Annotated in this window: 16 protein-coding genes and 1 pseudogene; 7 read left to right on the top strand and 10 right to left on the bottom strand. The window is 60.7% G+C overall.

Translation table 11 applies throughout. The features are described 5' to 3' along the window. Positions 1-95 precede the first annotated feature (95 nt). The 5 genes from ACZRN6_RS10070 (at position 96) to ACZRN6_RS10050 (ending at position 6,392) form a co-directional block, all read left to right on the top strand. Positions 96-2,423 (top strand): beta-galactosidase, encoded by a 2,328-nt coding sequence (locus ACZRN6_RS10070; protein ID WP_464007868.1) that lies wholly within the window; start codon positions 96-98, stop codon positions 2,421-2,423. A gap of 92 nt (positions 2,424-2,515) precedes the next feature. Beyond that, positions 2,516-3,661 (top strand): serine hydrolase domain-containing protein, encoded by a 1,146-nt coding sequence (locus tag ACZRN6_RS10065; protein ID WP_464007867.1) that lies wholly within the window; start codon positions 2,516-2,518, stop codon positions 3,659-3,661. A 142-nt stretch (positions 3,662-3,803) separates the two neighbouring features. Then, positions 3,804-4,973, top strand: a complete 1,170-nt coding sequence (locus ACZRN6_RS10060; RefSeq protein WP_464007866.1) for an OmpA family protein — start codon at positions 3,804-3,806, stop codon at positions 4,971-4,973. Positions 4,974-5,000: 27 nt separating this feature from the next. Continuing rightward, positions 5,001-5,648, top strand: coding sequence for a pyridoxamine 5'-phosphate oxidase (gene pdxH / locus ACZRN6_RS10055; RefSeq protein WP_322143630.1), 648 nt, complete (start codon positions 5,001-5,003; stop codon positions 5,646-5,648). 279 nt (positions 5,649-5,927) lie between these two features. Continuing rightward, the gene (locus tag ACZRN6_RS10050) at positions 5,928-6,392 is read left to right on the top strand and encodes an outer membrane lipoprotein (RefSeq protein WP_010176704.1); all 465 of its coding nucleotides are present in this window, start codon (positions 5,928-5,930) and stop codon (positions 6,390-6,392) included. Positions 6,393-6,469: 77 nt separating this feature from the next. Here the strand turns inward: ACZRN6_RS10050 and ACZRN6_RS10045 are convergent. The 4 genes and pseudogenes from ACZRN6_RS10045 to nhaA form a co-directional block, all read right to left on the bottom strand. Continuing rightward, positions 6,470-6,799: pseudogene (locus ACZRN6_RS10045) on the bottom strand (hypothetical protein). A gap of 21 nt (positions 6,800-6,820) precedes the next feature. After that, complete coding sequence (locus ACZRN6_RS10040; protein ID WP_322143631.1) at positions 6,821-7,066, bottom strand: pyocin S6 family toxin immunity protein; 246 nt, start codon at positions 7,064-7,066, stop codon at positions 6,821-6,823. A gap of 14 nt (positions 7,067-7,080) precedes the next feature. Further along, positions 7,081-8,286: an S-type pyocin domain-containing protein gene (locus ACZRN6_RS10035; RefSeq protein ID WP_464007865.1), complete on the bottom strand. Its 1,206-nt coding sequence runs from the start codon at positions 8,284-8,286 to the stop codon at positions 7,081-7,083. 156 nt (positions 8,287-8,442) lie between these two features. Then, positions 8,443-9,630 carry a Na+/H+ antiporter NhaA gene (nhaA, locus tag ACZRN6_RS10030; RefSeq protein ID WP_322143632.1) on the bottom strand — a complete coding sequence of 396 codons (1,188 nt, stop codon included), beginning with the start codon at positions 9,628-9,630 and terminating at the stop codon, positions 8,443-8,445. Positions 9,631-9,843: 213 nt separating this feature from the next. Here nhaA and ACZRN6_RS10025 point away from each other — a divergent pair, with 213 nt between their 5' ends. After that, positions 9,844-10,941, top strand: a complete 1,098-nt coding sequence (locus tag ACZRN6_RS10025; RefSeq protein ID WP_322148627.1) for a PLP-dependent cysteine synthase family protein — start codon at positions 9,844-9,846, stop codon at positions 10,939-10,941. Positions 10,942-11,026: 85 nt separating this feature from the next. Here ACZRN6_RS10025 and ACZRN6_RS10020 read toward each other — a convergent pair whose 3' ends face one another. The 3 genes from ACZRN6_RS10020 to ACZRN6_RS10010 form a co-directional block, all read right to left on the bottom strand. Further along, entirely contained in the window at positions 11,027-12,640 is a 1,614-nt protein-coding gene (locus tag ACZRN6_RS10020) for an NAD(P)/FAD-dependent oxidoreductase (RefSeq protein ID WP_464007864.1), read from the bottom strand. A gap of 108 nt (positions 12,641-12,748) precedes the next feature. Continuing rightward, positions 12,749-13,420: a COG3650 family protein gene (locus ACZRN6_RS10015; RefSeq protein WP_322143634.1), complete on the bottom strand. Its 672-nt coding sequence runs from the start codon at positions 13,418-13,420 to the stop codon at positions 12,749-12,751. Between the two features lie 142 nt (positions 13,421-13,562). Then, on the bottom strand, positions 13,563-14,162 hold the full coding sequence (locus ACZRN6_RS10010; RefSeq protein WP_464007863.1) for a short chain dehydrogenase: 600 nt from the start codon (positions 14,160-14,162) through the stop codon (positions 13,563-13,565). 104 nt (positions 14,163-14,266) lie between these two features. Between ACZRN6_RS10010 and ACZRN6_RS10005 the strand changes: the two genes are divergently transcribed. Further along, entirely contained in the window at positions 14,267-15,175 is a 909-nt protein-coding gene (locus ACZRN6_RS10005) for a LysR family transcriptional regulator (RefSeq protein WP_169387264.1), read from the top strand. On the opposite strand, the gene ACZRN6_RS10000 is transcribed toward ACZRN6_RS10005, so the two are convergent. The 3 genes from ACZRN6_RS10000 to bufB are packed head-to-tail and all read right to left on the bottom strand — an operon-like array spanning position 15,172 to position 17,302. Continuing rightward, the gene (locus ACZRN6_RS10000; protein ID WP_322143636.1) at positions 15,172-15,657 is read right to left on the bottom strand and encodes a DoxX family protein; all 486 of its coding nucleotides are present in this window, start codon (positions 15,655-15,657) and stop codon (positions 15,172-15,174) included. The two genes, ACZRN6_RS10005 and ACZRN6_RS10000, sit on opposite strands and share 4 nt — an antisense overlap. Next, positions 15,654-16,430 carry an HvfC/BufC N-terminal domain-containing protein gene (locus ACZRN6_RS09995; protein ID WP_464007862.1) on the bottom strand — a complete coding sequence of 259 codons (777 nt, stop codon included), beginning with the start codon at positions 16,428-16,430 and terminating at the stop codon, positions 15,654-15,656. Before ACZRN6_RS09995 ends, ACZRN6_RS10000 begins: the two co-directional genes overlap by 4 nt. Then, positions 16,427-17,302, bottom strand: a complete 876-nt coding sequence (gene bufB / locus ACZRN6_RS09990) for an MNIO family bufferin maturase (RefSeq protein WP_464007861.1) — start codon at positions 17,300-17,302, stop codon at positions 16,427-16,429. The genes ACZRN6_RS09995 and bufB overlap by 4 nt, the downstream gene beginning before the upstream one ends. Positions 17,303-17,307 lie beyond the last annotated feature (5 nt).

Here is a 17,307-nt window from a genome sequence, read left to right as displayed (position 1 = left end):
GACCCGGTGGGCGAATTCGCCCACTTTGTGGTCTATCTCACCATCGCATCACGTCATCAGGCCAGTCATCGGCCGTTTGGGAGAACCTTGTTCACATGATTCGCACGCTGCCCGCTGTTTTTGCCTTGTTGTTTGCCGCGCCATTGCTGGCTGCGCCTGCCGGGCAACAAACGTTGTTCAACTTTGTACGGCCCGCCGATGTGGTCAAGGTGGCGACCCAGGACGCCAGCCTGCCGCAATACAACGCCGAACAAACCCCTGAAGGCGAAGTGCTGCGCCGTATCACCTTCAACCCGGCCGCCGAACCGAGCCTGGTGCTCAGTCCGCAAACCGGTGCCTGGGACTGGTCACAGTCCGGCGCCATGAGCCTGCGCATTCAAAGTGCAATGGATTGGGCGCTGACCCTGTACGTCAAGGTGCAGAGCAATGACGGCAGGGCTTTGGTCAGCCGTATTGACCTGCCCGCAGGCCCGGCGCAGACCCTGCTGATCCCGCTGCAAGCCAACTCGCCGTTGAGCCAGGGCATGAAGGCCGGGCCGCCGATGCCGATCACCGTCGATGGCCAGCGCGTATTGCTGGCCAGCAGCGAAGGGGAGATCGACCGCAGCCAGATCGTGTCGGTGACCCTGTCGATGATCAAGCCCAATGTTGCCCAAAGCATCCTGCTGGAGCGCTTTGGCGTGCAGGACATCGCGCCGGTGCTCAAGGCCACCTACAGCGACCTGGTGGACGCCTATGGGCAGTCCACCCGCGCCAAATGGCCGGAGAAAGTCAGCAGTGACGAGCAGTTGAAGGCTTCCGCGGTCAAGGAACAGCAACAGCTCAAGGGCTGGCTGGCCGAGCGCGACAAGGCCTCCCTGGACAAATTCGGCGGCTGGAACAAGGGCCCGGCCTTTGACGCCAGCGGCTTCTTCCGCACCGAGAAGCGCGACGGGCGCTGGTTTTTGGTGACGCCGCAAGGCCATCCGTTCTATTCCTTGGGCGTCAACACCGTGGCTCCCGACAACAGCCAGACCTATGTAGCAGGCCGCGAATGGATGTTTGCCGCACTGCCCAAGGCCGGCGAGCCCTTCGACAAATACTACGGCAGCGGTGACAGCCGCAGTGGCAATGGTGCCGATCAGGGGCGCAGTTTCAATGTCGGCCGCTGGTACGACTTCTATGGCGCCAACCTGCAGCGCACCTATGGCCAGCCGTGTGTGCCGCCGGCTCCTTGCGTGCAGCAAGGTTTTGACCAGAAGCGCTGGGTCGGCCACACCCTCGATCGCCTGCAAGCCTGGGGTTTCAACACCGTTGGCAATTGGAGTGCGCCACAGTTGGCAACCGCTGATCGCGTGCCTTACACCTTGCCACTGTCGATCGTCGGCGATTACGCGAGCATCAGTACCGGCACCGATTGGTGGGGCGGCATGCCCGACCCGTTCGACCCGCGCTTTGCCATGGCCACCGAACGTGCGGTGGCGATTGCGGCCCGGGACCATCGCGATGACCCGTGGTTGATCGGTTTCTTTGCCGACAACGAACTGGCCTGGGCCGGCCCCGGTGATGATCCGAAGTCTCGCTACGCCCTGGCCTACGGCACGTTGCGCATGACCACCGATGTGCCGGCCAAGCGCGCATTTCTCAAGCAATTGCGCGACAAGTACCGCAACCAGGACGGCCTGTCGAAGGCCTGGGGTATCGAATTGCCCGCCTGGGAACTGATGGAAGACCCAGGCTTCGTGCCGCCGATGCCTAACCCCGAGCACCCGGAAATCGAAGCAGACTTCAAATATTTTCAGAAGACCTTTGCCGATGCCTACTTCAAGACCATCTCGGATGCATTGAAATGGCACGCGCCGAACCAACTGTTGCTGGGCGGCCGATACGCGGTCAGCACTCCGGAAGCGGTGGCGTCCTGTGCGCAATATTGCGACGTGCTGAGTTTCAACATGTACACCCTCAAGCCCCAGGACGGTTACGACTTCGCCGCATTGCGGGCGCTGGACAAGCCAGTGCTGATCACCGAATTCAACTTCGGTTCGGCGGACCGTGGCCCCTTCTGGGGCGGCGTGACGCAGTTGGCCAAGGAGGACGATCGCGGGGTTGCCTACGCCAACTTCCTCAAGCAGGCCATGGCCGAGCCATCGATTGTCGGCGTGCATTGGTTCCAGTACCTGGACCAGCCGGTCACCGGTCGGCTGCTGGACGGCGAAAACGGCCACTTCGGCCTGGTAGGCATCACCGATGTGCCCTTCCAGGGGTTTGTTGACAGTGTGCGTAAAAGTAACCTGGCAGCCGTTGAACAACTGGGCAAGGAGGCCGAAAAGGCCAAGGCTGCAGCAGCAGTCCACACCGGCGAAGGCGGCAAACCCGGGCATGGCGGCAATGCTGAGGGGCCGGGTGCAGGGCATTCCGGCGGGCATTCCGGCAAAGGCCATTGATGGGCCCCGATCGACAAGTGCGGGTTCACAAATCACTCAATGGCTGGAACAATGTCGGCCACTTTTTGCGGTACGTTTCCGAGGGGGCTTAGGTGCAGATTCAGGGTCATTACGAGCTTCAGTTCGAAGCGGTGCGTGAAGCGTTTGCCGCACTGTTCGACGACCCTCAGGAGCGTGGCGCGGCGCTTTGCATCCAGATCGGTGGCGAAACCGTCGTTGACCTGTGGGCCGGTACCGCCGACAAGGACGGTGCCGAGGCCTGGCACAGCGACACTATCGCCAACCTGTTTTCCTGCACCAAGACCTTTACCGCCGTCACGGCGCTGCAACTGGTGGCCGAAGGCAAGTTGCAGCTTGATGCGCCGGTCGCCAGATACTGGCCGGAGTTCGCCGCAGCCGGAAAGGAAGCCATCACCCTGCGCCACTTGCTCTGCCACCAGGCCGGGTTGCCGGCCCTGCGTGAGACGCTGCCCGCCGAAGCGCTGTACGACTGGCAAATGATGGTCGACGCCCTCGCGGCCGAAGCGCCGTGGTGGAAGCTCGGGGAAGGCCATGGCTACGCGGCGATTACTTATGGTTGGCTGGTGGGCGAATTATTGCGTCGCGCCGACGGTCGCGGGCCGGGCGAGAGCATCGTGGCCCGGGTCGCACGTCCTTTGGGCCTGGACTTTCATGTGGGGCTGGCAGACGAAGAGTTTTATCGAGTTGCCCATATAGCCCGAGGCAAGGGCAATGTAGGCGATGCGGCGGCACAACGTTTACTTCAAGTAACGATGCGCGAGCCGATGGCGATGACTACTCGTGCATTTACCAACCCACCGTCTATTCTGACCAGCACTAATAAACCCGAATGGCGGCGTATGCAGCAGCCAGCGGCAAATGGTCACGGTAATGCGCGAAGTCTGGCGGGTTTTTATAGTGGGCTCCTCGACGGTAGTTTGCTGGAAGCCGATATGCTCGAAGAGTTGACCCGCGAACACAGTATTGGCCCGGATAAAACCTTATTGACACAAACCCGGTTTGGCCTGGGCTGCATGTTGGATCAACCGCAGGTGCCAAACGCCACGTTCGGCCTAGGCCCGCGGGCCTTTGGGCATCCAGGGGCCGGGGGTTCGGTGGGGTTTGCCGACCCGGAACATGATGTAGCCTTTGGTTTTGTGACCAATACATTGGGCCCTTATGTACTTATGGACCCGCGGGCACAAAAGTTGGTAAGAATATTGGCCGGTTGTCTGTAAATAGCTTGCTGTCTGGCGTTTTTTTGTTACAAAGGCACATACAAAAAGACGCTAGGCAAAATGTTGTAACTTTAATGTTCCAGAAGCGTCTGTTTAACGGGTCATTCAGGCCCCTGATTTTTTCTCATTTTGTGGATATCTCATGTTATCGAACAAGTCCTTGGCACTGGCGCTATGCCTCACTATTACTGGCTGTGCACAAACCCCACAAAATGATGCCGAAGGCGGGCATTGGTGGTCATTTGGCTCCGACAAGGCTGCTACCAAGGACGCAGTGAGCCAAGCCGACGCCAAGCCGGATGCCAAGCCGGCCGTTGCTGCCAAGGCGGCTGCGCCGGTTGCACCAGCCGCTGCGGCGCCTGCACAAGCCGCTGCACCGATTGCCAAGGCGGATACCGGTTCCAGCTGGTGGCCGTTCTCGTCGAAAGCCGACGACGCCAAGGCAGACCTGAAAGCCGACCTCAAGGCCGCAACGCCTGCCCCTGGCGCCCCAGCTGCCGCGCCGGCTGCCGCACCGGCCGTTGCCAAGACTGATACCGATACCAAGTGGTGGTGGCCGTTCGAAAGCAAGCCAAAGCCATTGGCCAAGGTCGACGTCGCCAACATCCCTATGCCTGATCCAAAAATCACCCAGGCCTGGCTTGACGACTACGAGCCGCGCCTGCGCATCGCGATCAAGGACAGCAACCTGCAACTGGAGCGTCGCGACAACGTACTGGTCGTGATTGCCCCGGTTGACGGCTCCTACAACCCGAAACGCCCGGCGATGTTGCTGCCGGTGACCCTGGGCCCCTTCACCCGCGTTGCCAAGGCGGTTGAAGGCGATCCGAAAACCGCCGTACTGGTCCTGGGCCATGTCGACACCACAGGTGCCGAGCCAGTGAGCCAGGCGCTGACCAAGGAACGTGCGCAGTCCATCGCCTCGATTTTCAGCCTCAGTGGCCTGAAGCAGGACCGCCTGATGCTGCGTGGCATGGGTGACCTGATGCCACGTGCCGCCAACGACAGCACCCAGGGCCGTGCCCTGAACCGTCGCATGGAAATCATGTTCACCCAGCGCACCACCATGCTGGCACTGTTGAGCAAGTACAACTCGGCCAACCCGCCGAAGGCTGAAATGGTTGCTGTACAGGACGTACCTGCTCCAGCCGCCGCGCCAGTCAAGAAAGCTGCCCCGGCGAAAAAGCCGGTCGCCAAGAAAGCTGCTGCCAAGCCGGCTGCCAAAAAGGCCCCAGCCAAGCCCGCCGCGAAAAAACCGGCTCCGGCCAAGGCCGCTGCTCCAGCTGCTACCAACGACCAGGCAAAAAACTGATTCTTTGAGCCAGAAGGATAAAGCCGCATGACCCAGGCACTGGCCGATATGCGCCGTGACTACACACGGGACGGTTTGAGCGAGGCCCAGGCCCCGGGTGAACCGTTTGCCTTGTTCCACCAGTGGTTTGCGGATGCGGTGAAAACCGAGCAGCCACCGGTAGAGGCCAACGCCATGACCCTGGCAACGGTCGACCAGGACGGTCGCCCACATTGCCGGATCCTGCTGCTCAAGGGCCTGGACACACAGGGCTTTACCTTCTTCACCAATTATCAGAGCGCCAAGGGCGAACAGCTCGCGGCGCTTCCGTTTGCCGCCATGACTTTCTTCTGGCCGACCCTGGAGCGCCAGGTGCGCATCGAAGGTCGGGTGGTCAAGGTTACTCCGCAGGAGTCGGATGCCTACTTCCAGGTGCGCCCCCTGGGCAGCCGCCTGGGTGCCTGGGCCTCACCGCAAAGCCGGGTGATCCGGGACCGCGAAGAGTTGCAAGACCTGCTCAAGGCTACCGAACAGCGCTTCAGCGATACCCAGCCTGACTGCCCCGAACACTGGGGCGGTTATCGCCTGCTGCCGGAGCGCATCGAGTTCTGGCAAGGCCGCGCGAGTCGTTTGCACGACCGCCTGAACTACCGCTTGCAGGGTGCCGACTGGGCCCGCGAGCGGCTAGCGCCTTGAGCCCACCTTTCGTCACCTCGCCTGAATGTTGCGCTGCCCGCGGAAGTCTCTAGTCAGAGGCTTCGGTGTGCAGCGCCGCGCCGCGTCATACAGCCATTGGCTACACTGATGAAACAGCCCATGAAGCTTGCGGCGGCGGTGGATTGCTACCGTTCGTCGAGTTTTTCGGTACAGGTTCTCTGTACTAAGGCTGAATGAAAACAATTTTCTGCCCGGCATGCCGTGACAGGCGGCAAGCCGCAGCGGTTTAATGGATACCTGTCCTTTGGAGTTGATGCTATGCGTAAGTCCGTTTTACTGGTTGCCTGCTTTACCACCCTGTCGCTGCTGCTGGGTGGCTGCGCCTCGAGTCTGACCGGCGACTCGTACTCCCGTGACGAAGCACGTCGTGTACAGACTGTTCGCATGGGCACCATCGAATCCCTGCGTCCGGTGAAAATCGAAGGCACCAAGACCCCAATCGGCGGCGTTGCTGGCGCAGTGGTTGGCGGCGTTGGCGGCAGCGCTATCGGCGGTGGCCGTGGCAGCATCGTTACAGGCGTTATCGGTGCCGTTGCCGGTGGCTTGCTCGGTTCGGCCGCTGAAGAGGGCCTGACCCGCACTCAAGGCGTCGAAGTCACTGTTCGTGAAGACGACGGCAGCATGCGTGCCTACGTCCAGGCCGTTGACCCGAACGAAGTCTTCCGCATCGGCGACCGCGTTCGCATCATGACCGTGAACGGGACCAGCCGCGTTACTCGTTAAGAGTAAGGTCGCAGGAACAGAAAAACCCCAACCGGGTGACCGGTTGGGGTTTTTTGTTGGGCGTATGTTTTGCGGGATCAGGTGAACATCTGGATATCGTCAAGGGTGTCTTGCACGGCACCACTCAGAAACGGTGATTTTGTTTTTGCTTGTTGCAGTGCTGGCGAAATTTTCGCCATGTCCAGCTGACCGAAGCGCCTCGCGATGTGGCCTATCGCAATGATGGCAGCTGACGCGATGTCCTCGTCGTCATTACTCACCTACCGGAGGCAGGTTTCTTGCGCCCACGTAGCGTCTGTCTCGTTAAGGCCGATGGATATGAGTGCTTCTGTGACCTTGCTTAGGTCTTTGGTGGTGAGGAAGCTGATAGCTTCATCGTGACTCAAAGACGGCTCGTGATAAATCAAGGCATACCTTTGATTATACCGTTATGCGCGTATTCCGATGAAGTATTCCAAGTCATCGGGGAGGTTGATGTTAAGCAACACCGCCAATTGCGTTATCTGATTTTTTGTCAGCTCCAGCTCACCTGGAGCCAGGTTTTCCAGAGGCTTTGACTCTGTGAGTTGGGCAGCAGCTTGATTGAGTTCGGCTCCTTCTATATCGAATTCGAATTGCAACGAATCATCTTGTTTTTCGTCAGGGTAGAAGCCGGTTATTGATAAATGGGTCATGAGTCGTATTCTCGCTATTGTCGAGTAGTCGTTCTGCCTGGCTTTGCTGGGCCAGTCTGCTCGCCCGTTATATGGTTGAACTCTCCTAGGTGAATCGCAAATCTGTCAAATTTTTCCACGGCGTTGCTTTTATAGTCCCATTCGTAGATTTTCCCTTTCCTATCGACCCACCTTGCTCTCTTTTTTCCTCCACCTTGAACGGATGATTTAGGTTTAACCCTTACTGCGTCGGGAAAGGCTGGAAGTGTTTTAGGGGCCTCATAGTAGTCATGGTCCCCTGGTCTGACGCTGACCACCACGTAGAGCGGCCGAACCCCCGAATCCGCCGGAAATACCAGAATGAAATCCCTGTATTGCGGCGGGTAAATCGGGTCAACGATGATGTTGGCGGCCTTCTCGGTCGGTGGGTACACCCAGATTTGCGGTGCCTGCGGCGCAGCTTCCAGCGCAGGAATACCGAGGGTGCCAGCGGGATCGATGGCAGGCGTCCAGATCAGCTCGACGCCGTCGCCCAAGTCAGCTACCTGCCGTGTGCCGCGCAGACCAAACTGCACGACATCAACCATCTCCCAGTCGCGATTTTTCCCTGTGTAAAAGGCGTATCCCTTTAGAGTGCCGTCACCAAGTTGCTCGACCTGCAGGCGAACTCGTGTTCGCGCGCGTGGCATTGAGCGCAGTTGGCGGTCGCTGTAAAGCGCGCTGTCGCCCAAATTGGAGGGCCAGATAAGTGCTGCAATCCCAAGCATCAGGCCTGCGGCGACTGTTCCAGCACCAGCTGCGACGCTTGATGCCCCGCCGACCGCTGAACCGCCCAGTGCCAATGTTCCGAGCCCGGCCGGGAGGGCGCTGCCGCTGATCTTCTTGAGTGGCAGTAGCCCCTCACTGTCGGTTTCACGGCCACCAAGCAGCACGTGCTCACCATAGTCCCCTATGCGATCAAGCGGTATGTAACCGGACGGATTGTTGTAGTCGATGAGGGCGTCCGGCAGATTGCAGGACTTTGCGAATACGCAGCCGACCATGGGCAATGGCGTTGGCGGCGGCTCCACTTTACGCCTGGCCTCGTAGGCTTCCTGGCGGGCAAGCATGGCTTCATATGCTCGCTGCCTGGCGTCACGTTCAGCCAGCTCGCGCCCGTTCATGTCCTCAAGCCGTCGGTAACCGCCCGTGCCGGTCCCGTAGCATCGCCAGACTTGTGGTATATCCTTGTTGTTTGCCATCGTGCCCTCCTGGCGTGTTGTCTAACGACGTCCGGCGTTGGAGCCGGGAGCACGACGTTATGGCAAGCAGCGGAGGGTGGCTGTAGGACGGTTCTGTGAGATGGCGCCGAATGGGCCGAGAGTAAGCTGGAGCCGGCACGCCGGCTCCAGAAGCGATTACGCCTGAACGAGTGCCTGCTTGCGGCTGGCGATCGCCGTCACCGCATACCCGATCAACGCCGCCAATATCGAGCCGGTCAGGATGCCCATCCGGTCCATGCCCGCGTAATCACTGCTGCCTGGCAAAAACGCCAAGGAGCCGACAAACAGGCTCATGGTGAAGCCGATGCCGCACAGGATTGCCACGCCCAGCACCTGGCCCCAGTTGGCGCCGGCGGGCAGCGCGGCAAGGCCGGTTTTGACCATGACCCAGGTGAAACCCAGTACGCCAACGGTCTTGCCCAGGAGCAGGCCGGCGGCGATGCCCATCGGCACGTGGTGGGTGAAGCTCTCCAGGTTGACGCCCGTCAGCGAGACGCCGGCATTGGCGAAGGCAAACAGCGGCAGGATCGCGTAGGCCACCCAAGGGTGCAGCGCGTGTTCCAGGGTCAGCAGCGGCGAAGGCTCGGCGTTTTTGGTGCGCAAGGGAATGCAGAATGCCAACGTCACGCCCGCCAGGGTCGCGTGCACACCACTCTTGAGCACGCATACCCACAGGATCAGCCCCACAATCATGTACGGACCCAGCTTGACCACGCCCAGCCGGTTCATCGCAATCAAGGCGATCAGGCATGCCGCTGCACCGGCCAATGAAGCGCCAGACAGGTCGGCGGAGTAGAACAGGGCAATGACGATGATCGCGCCAAGGTCGTCGATGATGGCCAATGTCATCAGGAACAACTTCAGCGACACCGGCACGCGTTTGCCCAGCAGGGCCAGTACACCCAGTGCGAAGGCAATGTCGGTAGCCATGGGGATCGCCCAGCCACCGAGGGCGGCCGGGTTGTCCTTGTTCAGCGCCCAGTAGATCAGCGCCGGTACCACCATGCCGCCGATGGCTGCCGCGCCGGGTAGTACCACTTGCGAGGGCTTGGACAGTTGGCCATCGAGCAACTCGCGTTTGACCTCAAGGCCGATCAGCAGGAAGAACAGAGCCATAAGGCCATCATTGATCCACAGCAGCGCTGGCTTGGCGATTTTCAGCGCGCCAATTTGTGCGACCACCGGGACGTCGAGAAAGCTCGCGTACAAGTGCGACAACGGTGAGTTGTTGATGATCAGCGCCAAGGCGGCGGCAGCGATCAGCAGCAGACCGCTGGCAGCTTCCAGCTGGAAGAAACGGGTGAAAGTGCTACGCAGAGGCAAGGGATGCTCTCCAATCAAGGTTCAATAGGTGGGTACCCTAACCCGTACCGTTAGTTGTTAAAACAAAAGTTATATTCTTATTTGTTATAAGGAATCGGTCCGATCAGTTGCGCGCAAAACCCGGAAAATTGTGTGTCCAATTGAGTCATGACTGTATCTGTGTGGAGTGTAGGAAACATCCTAAGATCAAGTCTGAAATCCTTAGAGAAACCGATCATGAGCGACAACCGCCAATGGGCCCGCGAAGCCATCCGTATTATTGAAGCGGACTTCCAGCGCAGCGCCGACACCCATCTGATCCCCTTGCCGTTACCGGGTTTGCCAGGCATCGAACTGTATTTCAAGGACGAGTCCAGCCATCCCACCGGCAGCCTGAAACACCGGTTGGCGCGTTCGTTGTTCCTCTATGCGTTGTGTAATGGCTGGCTCAAGCCCGGTGCGCCGGTGATCGAGGCATCCAGTGGCTCCACGGCGATTTCCGAGGCGTACTTCGCCCGGCTGCTGGGCTTGGCGTTTATTGCGGTGATGCCGGCCACCACTTCTCAGGAAAAAATTGCGCAGATCGCCTTCTACGGTGGCAAGAGTCATCTGGTACAGGACCCGACGCAGATCTACGCCGAATCCGAGCGTCTGGCCCGGGAAAGCGGTGGCCATTTCATGGACCAGTTCACTTACGCCGAACGCGCCACCGACTGGCGCGCCAACAACAACATTGCCGAATCGATCTTCCAGCAACTGCGCTTTGAGCGTTACCCGGAACCGAGCTGGTTGATTTCCAGTCCCGGCACGGGCGGCACCACGGCGACGTTGGGACGGTATGTGCGTTATCGCCAGCACTGCACCCGGGTGTTGTGCGCGGACGCGGAGCGTTCGGTGTTTTTCGACTATTACCTGAGTGGCGACGCCAGCCTGCGCCTGGACTGTGGTTCGCGCATCGAGGGTATTGGCCGGCCCCGGGTTGAGGCGTCGTTCTTGCCCAAGGTGATTGATGCGATGGTCAAGGTGCCGGATGCACTGTCCCTGGCGGCCATGCATTACCTGGCCCAGCGTTTGGGGCGGCGAGTGGGCGGTTCCAGCGGCACCAACCTGATTGGCGCGTTGGTAGCGGCGCAGCAGATGAAAGCGGCGGGGGAGTCGGGCTCGATCGTGGCGATCTTGTGCGACGGTGGTGAGCGCTATGCCACGACCTATTACGATCCGGCCTGGCTGGCGGGGCAGGGGTATGAGCTGGACGGCTTGATTGCGGCCGTTGCGGCGAGTGTCGAGCGGGGAGAGGCGCTGCCGGACAGCGTGTTGCGCGCCAATATCTGAAACACCCACTGTAGGAGCCGGCTTGCCGGCGATGGCGATCTTGAGGATGCCATCGCCGGCAAGCCGGCTCCTACAAGGTTTTAGGTCAGGCCTCGATACCCAACATGTCCCGCGCCAGCGCTTCGGCAATCCGAATCCCGTCGACGCCCGCCGACAAGATCCCGCCGGCATAACCGGCACCTTCGCCCGCCGGGAACAGACCTTTCACGTTGAGACTCTGCATCGATTCGTTACGGGTAATCCGCAGCGGTGATGAAGTGCGGGTCTCGATCCCGGTCAGCACCGCGTCGTGCAGCGAGTAGCCTTTGATCTGCTTCTCGAACGCCGGCAGCGCTTCGCGGATGGCTTCGATGGCAAAGTCCGGCAATGCCAGGGCCAGGTCACCCCAGGCCACACCGGGTTTGTAGGACGGTTCCACAGTGCCGGTGGCGGTGGACGGCTTGCCGGCGATGAAATCACCCACCAACTGCGCCGGTGCTTCGTAGTTGCTGCCGCCGAGGATGAACGCGTGGGATTCCAGGCGCTCCTGCAACTCGATGCCGGCCAGTGGGCCACCCGGGTAATCAACGTCCGGGGTGATACCCACCACGATCCCGGAGTTGGCGTTGCGCTCGTTACGCGAGTATTGGCTCATGCCATTGGTCACTACGCGGTTCGGCTCTGATGTCGCCGCTACCACAGTGCCGCCCGGGCACATGCAGAAGCTGTACACCGAACGGCCGTTCTTGGCGTGGTGCACCAGCTTGTAGTCGGCCGCCCCGAGTTTCGGGTGCCCGGCGTATTTGCCCAGGCGCGCGGCGTCGATCAGCGATTGCGGGTGTTCGATGCGGAAACCCACCGAGAACGGCTTGGCTTCCATGTACACGCCACGGCCATGCAACATACGGAAAGTGTCGCGGGCGCTGTGGCCGAGGGCCAGGATTACGTGTTTGGACAGGATCTGCTCGCCGCCATCCACCACCACGCCATTCAACTGGCCGTCTTCGATCAGCACGTCGGTGACCCGTTGCTCAAAGCGCACTTCACCGCCCAGGGCGATGATCTGCTGGCGCATGTTTTCCACCACGCCAGTCAAGCGGAACGTACCGATGTGCGGCTTGCTGACGTAGAGAATTTCGTCCGGCGCGCCGGCCTTGACGAACTCGTGCAGCACTTTGCGACCGTGGAATTTCGGGTCTTTGATCTGGCTGTAGAGCTTGCCGTCAGAGAAGGTCCCGGCGCCGCCTTCACCAAATTGCACGTTGGATTCGGGGTTCAGCACATTTTTGCGCCACAGGCCCCAGGTGTCCTTGGTGCGCTGGCGCACTTCGCGGCCGCGTTCGAGGATGATCGGCTTGAAACCCATCTGTGCCAGCAGCAGCCCGGCGAAGATCCCGCACGGGCCAAACCCGACGACGATTGGCCGCTCGGTCAGGCCTTCCGGCGCGTGGCCCACGACCTTGTAGCTGATGTCCGGTGCCGGGTTGACGTTGCGGTCGTCGGCGAATTTGAGCAGCAGCGCTGCCTCGCCTTTGACTTGCAGGTCGACGGTGTAGATGAAGCACAGCTCCGACGACTTTTTGCGAGCGTCGTAGCTGCGTTTGAACAGGGTGAAATCGAGCAGGTCATCACTGGCGATGCCCAGGCGCTGCACGATGGCAGGCCGCAGGTCTTCTTCGGGATGGTCGATGGGCAGCTTGAGTTCGGTGATTCGTAACATGACAGGAATCCGGTAGGCGGCGGGCAAAGAGGCCGGCTGTTTTGCAAACCGGCGATTATAAGCCCCAACAGCGGTTTCCCGTCATGCTAAAACAGCGCAGGGGGGCAATCAGTCGTCCCGCGAGCCGCCGAACGACGCGCAACCGCGCTGCACCTGGCCATTGACCCGCAACTCGGCCGACATGTGCTGCAGGCTGCCGCTGGCGCTGTCGACACAGCGTTGCGGGGCTACCCACAATTCGATGTGCTGGTTATTGGCTTCGGTCATCAGGTTGAACCGTCCGTCGCCCGATTGCTCTTCCACATACGGCACGGCCAATGGTGGCTGGCCCTCGCGTTCCAGCACCATGCCCTTGGCGGTGACGTTCATCGCCCAGGCCGGCTTGTGGCCGTTGGCCCGCAAGATCATGCGTTTGAAGTCCGGGTCATCGCAGGCCGAGGTAGAGCGCTCGACGCGATACACCTGTTGCAGGTCCACCGTGCCCTGGGTGCCGCTGGCGACGCCGGAGAACTTGCCACGCAAATCGGCAAACAGCGCACCTTGCTGGCCAGCCAGGGAGGCGGCTTCCTGCAGGATACTGGTGCCACCGGTGTCGTTGACCACGTAGTTGCGTTTGTCGTTGCAGGGCTGGAACAGCAGTTTGTCACCCTGCGCCGTCAGCTCACCCTGCATGCGGGTGAGCCCTGCGAGAGAGGGCTTGGCCGGCTCGCTATCGAACATCTGGCAGGCGGTAAACAGGGGCAACAGGGCGAACAAAGCTAGGGTACGGGCGGCACGCATTATCGGGTCTCCTGATAAGTGCCGCCACGTTACGCAGGCTGGCGGTGCATCACAAGCCCGGCACACAGGTTGAATTGACTGTGGTGAGGGGAAAAGCCCCCTCGCCACAACACGCTGGCTCGTACCATCAAGCAGGGTATGTCTAGCCTACGATAAACGTCTGCCCCGTCTGCAAGCCTTCCACGCTTTTCGCGTAGGCCAATGCCACTTCTGCACCCGGAGCCGGTTTGTACCCGCGAAAGTACGGTGCGTAGCTGCCCATGGCTTCCAGCAATACGGTCGGGCTGACCGAGTTGATGCGCAGGCCGCGCGGCAACTCGATCGCCGCGGCCTTCACGAACGCGTCCAGCGCGCCGTTGACCAGGGCCGCCGAGGCGCCGGTGCGAATCGGGTCGCGGTTGAGAATGCCGCTGGTGAAGGTGAACGATGCACCGTCATTGGCGAACTCACGACCGATCAGCAGCAGGTTGACCTGGCCCATCAGCTTGTCTTGCAGGCCCAGGTCGAAGTCGGCTGCGCTCATGTCACCCAGGGCCACGAAGTTGACGCTGCCGGCAGCGCAGACCAGTGCGTCAAATGTGCCGGTCTGCTCAAACAGTTTGTGGATCGAGGCGCTGTCGCTGATATCGACCTGGAAGTCGCCGCTCTTGCGGCCAATGCTGATCACTTCATGCCGTTGGGACAGCTCTGCCTTGACCGCCGAGCCCACGGTACCGCTTGCGCCAATCAACAGGATTTTCATCGTGCCTTCCTCCAGATGTGTAGGTGAGGTTTCAGTCTAGAGTGATTTTTTGCGCGGATAAGCGCACTAATAGGCAACCTTTGGTTCTCAAATGGAAACAATCCATGAGCGAAATGGATGACCTGGCGGCGTTTGCGGTGCTCATCGAAGCCGGCAGCTTTACCCTGGCCGCCCAGCAATTGGGTTGCAGCAAGGGGCAGTTGTCCAAGCGCATCAGCCAGTTGGAAGCACAGTTTTCGGTGGTGTTGCTGCACCGGACCACTCGCCGCCTGAGCCTGACGGCGGCGGGTGCAGCGCTGTTGCCTCAGGCGCAGGCGTTGGTGGTTCAGGTGGAGCGGGCGCGTCAGGCGTTGGCCCGGCTCAAGGACGATTTGGTCGGCCCTGTGCGTATGACGGTTCCGGTTTCTTTGGGAGAAACCTTCTTCGATGGTTTGTTGCTGGAATTTTCCAGGGAGTACCCGCAGGTGCAGATCGAACTGGAACTCAACAACCAGTATCGAGACCTGGCGCGGGACGGCTTTGACCTGGCGGTGCGCTCGGAAGTCGCCAACGACGAGCGCCTGGTGGCCAAGCCGTTGCTCGCATGGCACGAAATGACCTGCGCCAGCCCGGCTTATCTGGAACAACACGGCGAGCCGCTGGCGCCGGCTGAACTGGTGGGCCACAACTGCCTGCTGAACAGCCACTACAGCGGTCGTGAAGAGTGGCTGTATCACCAGCAACATGAGCTATTACGGGTTCGCGTCTCCGGCACCTTTGCCTCCAACCACTACAACTTGTTGAAGAAGGCTGCGCTGGTGGGCGCGGGCATCGCACGTTTGCCATCCTACGTACTACACGCGGAATTGGCTGACGGTCGCCTGCGCTGGCTCCTGCGTGATTATCAGACCCGCAGCATGCCGATGTACCTGGTGCATCCGTACCAGGGCGGCCTGCCGCGCCGCACCCAGGTATTGGCGGATTATCTCGTGGGCTGGTTCAAGCGCAGCGGCGAGGCCCTGGATCGCCTTTAGCGGTAGCGCCGTGCAATCAGGTGATCGATGGAGAAGCAGCCCGGTCCCTTGGCCATCAACAGCAACAGCAGCGCGATCCACGTGCCGTGGGTCGGGTAGGCGTCCGGGTACACGAACAGCTGAATGGTCAGGGTCATGCCCAGCAACGCCAACGCCGAGAACCGTGTGGCAAACCCCACCAGAATCAGCACCGGGAAAAAGTGCTCGGCGAACGCAGCCATGTGCGCGGCCACTTCCGCTGACAGCAGTGGCACGTGGTATTCACTGCGAAACAGCGGCAGTGTGGACGGCGCCAAGTGTGGCCAGCCCAGTTGGAAGGTGCCGCCGATCAGGTCCACGGCGAAGCCTTCGACCTTGGTCTGGCCGGATTTCCAGAACACTGCCGCAATCGAGAAGCGTGCGACGAAGGCGATCAGGCCGTAGGGGATTTTCTCGAAGAGCTGAATGATCCGTTGGATCAGGCCGGGAGCGGTGGCGTTCATGGCGATACCTTTTGTTCTGTGTGCAAGTGGGTGATGGCGCCGTGGCCAATCAGCAGCGCCAGGCATTGGTGCAGGTCAAATTCGGCGGCCGCATCAAGGGCATAGGCCACGGCCATTTCCAGCGGCCAGCCGTTTTGCAGGCTGTTGATAAACGCCACTGAGCCGCTGTCGATGTGGAACACCTTCACGTCCAGGCCGCTGCGTAATATCAGCGCGCTTTGGGCATGGAAAGGGTCGAGGGTAGCGAGGGATTCGGCTGTCTGATGCGCGGCCCATAATCCCACCACGGCGTAGGACGAGTTCAGGGTGGCGAGGGACGGATGCAGTTGCAGGCGCAGATCGCTTACGTCTGATTGGTGTTGCAGGGCGGCGATGACGTCCTGTTGATCCAGTGCCACCGCGTCTGCGGCGTGATAGGCCCTGACCCGCAGCCGCTCCAGGCGTGCCACGTCAGCCAGGTAGGGCACGCTGGCGGCGGGGGCAAAGCCCTGGATAAAGTCGGCCAGGTCGCCGCCGTACTCATTGATCAGCGCACTGGTCGGCGGGAAACCCTGAACATACACGCCGGCCATTGCGCGAAAAAACTCATCGCCTACCAATTGCAACGTGACCGGGTAGCCGGCTGCCAAGGCGTTAATCAGCGAGCTGTGAACATTGTTGCGATACACCGCAAAACGGCTGGCGGGATCGGCACCGTTGTAGCTGAACAAGCCTTGTGGGCAGCTCTCATCGGGTGACAGCAGGGCATTGGCGAATACGTCATGACGGCTCATGGGCGCGCCTCCAGCAGGAAGCGTTCGGCCTGGCGCGCTTCGGCGTGCAGCACGCTGAAGGCCGGCACCTGGTTGTCACGCTCGATCAGTGTGGCGACTGGCCCAGTGCGCGCAAGCACGTGCTGGTAAAGCTGCCATACCGCGTTGTCGATCGGCGCGCCGTGATCATCAATCAGCAAACGATCACCAAGGCTGTCAGTGTCTTCGGCAAACCCTGCCAGATGAATCTCGCCCACCGCGTGCAGCGGCAAGGCATCGATGTACTTCAGCGGGTCTTGCTGGTGGTTGATGCACGACACATACACATTGTTGACGTCCAGCAGCAGCCCGCAGCCGGTGCGGCGGATCACTTCGCTGATGAAGTCGGTCTCTTGCAGGGTGGAGCACTGGAACTGCAGGTAGGTCGAGGGGTTCTCCAGCAGCATTGGCCGTTGCAGTCGGGTTTGCACCTGGTCCACGTGTTCGCACACCCGCGTGAGGGTTTCATCGTCATACGCCAGTGGCAGCAAATCATTGAGAAACACCGGGCCGTGGCTGGACCAGGCCAGGTGTTCGGAAAAGGAGTGGGGTTGATAGCGTTCGATCAGCCTCGCAAGGCGCGCCAAGTGGTCATCGTTCAGCGGACCTTCGCCGCCGATCGACAGGCCCACACCGTGCAGCGACAGCGGGTACTGTTCGCGGATCAAACCCAGGTAGTGATGGAAAGGCCCGCCGGCCACCATATAGTTTTCGGCGTGGACTTCGAAAAAACCGATGTCGGGGGAAGTCTTGAGCACTTCACTGAAGTGCTCGTTCTTGAGCCCCAGCCCGGCCCGACGGGGGAGGCCAGGCGCCTGAGCCTGGGAGATGGAGTGGGTGCATGAAAGCGTCATCGTCA

This window comes from Pseudomonas sp. A125 (assembly GCF_055409485.1).
Note: the sequence above shows the minus strand (reverse complement) of the source record. Positions and strands in the feature narration are given on the sequence as shown.

Excerpts from the sequence above, each read along its gene's own strand:
- ACZRN6_RS10060 (WP_464007866.1), top strand. The coding sequence starts at position 3,804 with ATGTTATCGAACAAGTCCTTGGCACTGGCGCTATGCCTCACTATTACT.
- ACZRN6_RS10000 (WP_322143636.1), bottom strand. The coding sequence starts at position 15,657 with ATGAACGCCACCGCTCCCGGCCTGATCCAACGGATCATTCAGCTCTTC.
- ACZRN6_RS10050 (WP_010176704.1), top strand. The coding sequence starts at position 5,928 with ATGCGTAAGTCCGTTTTACTGGTTGCCTGCTTTACCACCCTGTCGCTG.
- ACZRN6_RS10040 (WP_322143631.1), bottom strand. The coding sequence starts at position 7,066 with ATGACCCATTTATCAATAACCGGCTTCTACCCTGACGAAAAACAAGAT.
- pdxH (WP_322143630.1), top strand. The coding sequence starts at position 5,001 with ATGACCCAGGCACTGGCCGATATGCGCCGTGACTACACACGGGACGGT.
- ACZRN6_RS10020 (WP_464007864.1), bottom strand. The coding sequence starts at position 12,640 with ATGTTACGAATCACCGAACTCAAGCTGCCCATCGACCATCCCGAAGAA.
- ACZRN6_RS10010 (WP_464007863.1), bottom strand. The coding sequence starts at position 14,162 with ATGAAAATCCTGTTGATTGGCGCAAGCGGTACCGTGGGCTCGGCGGTC.
- ACZRN6_RS09995 (WP_464007862.1), bottom strand. The coding sequence starts at position 16,430 with ATGAGCCGTCATGACGTATTCGCCAATGCCCTGCTGTCACCCGATGAG.
- bufB (WP_464007861.1), bottom strand. The coding sequence starts at position 17,302 with ATGACGCTTTCATGCACCCACTCCATCTCCCAGGCTCAGGCGCCTGGC.
- ACZRN6_RS10005 (WP_169387264.1), top strand. The coding sequence starts at position 14,267 with ATGAGCGAAATGGATGACCTGGCGGCGTTTGCGGTGCTCATCGAAGCC.
- ACZRN6_RS10035 (WP_464007865.1), bottom strand. The coding sequence starts at position 8,286 with ATGGCAAACAACAAGGATATACCACAAGTCTGGCGATGCTACGGGACC.
- ACZRN6_RS10070 (WP_464007868.1), top strand. The coding sequence starts at position 96 with ATGATTCGCACGCTGCCCGCTGTTTTTGCCTTGTTGTTTGCCGCGCCA.
- ACZRN6_RS10015 (WP_322143634.1), bottom strand. The coding sequence starts at position 13,420 with ATGCGTGCCGCCCGTACCCTAGCTTTGTTCGCCCTGTTGCCCCTGTTT.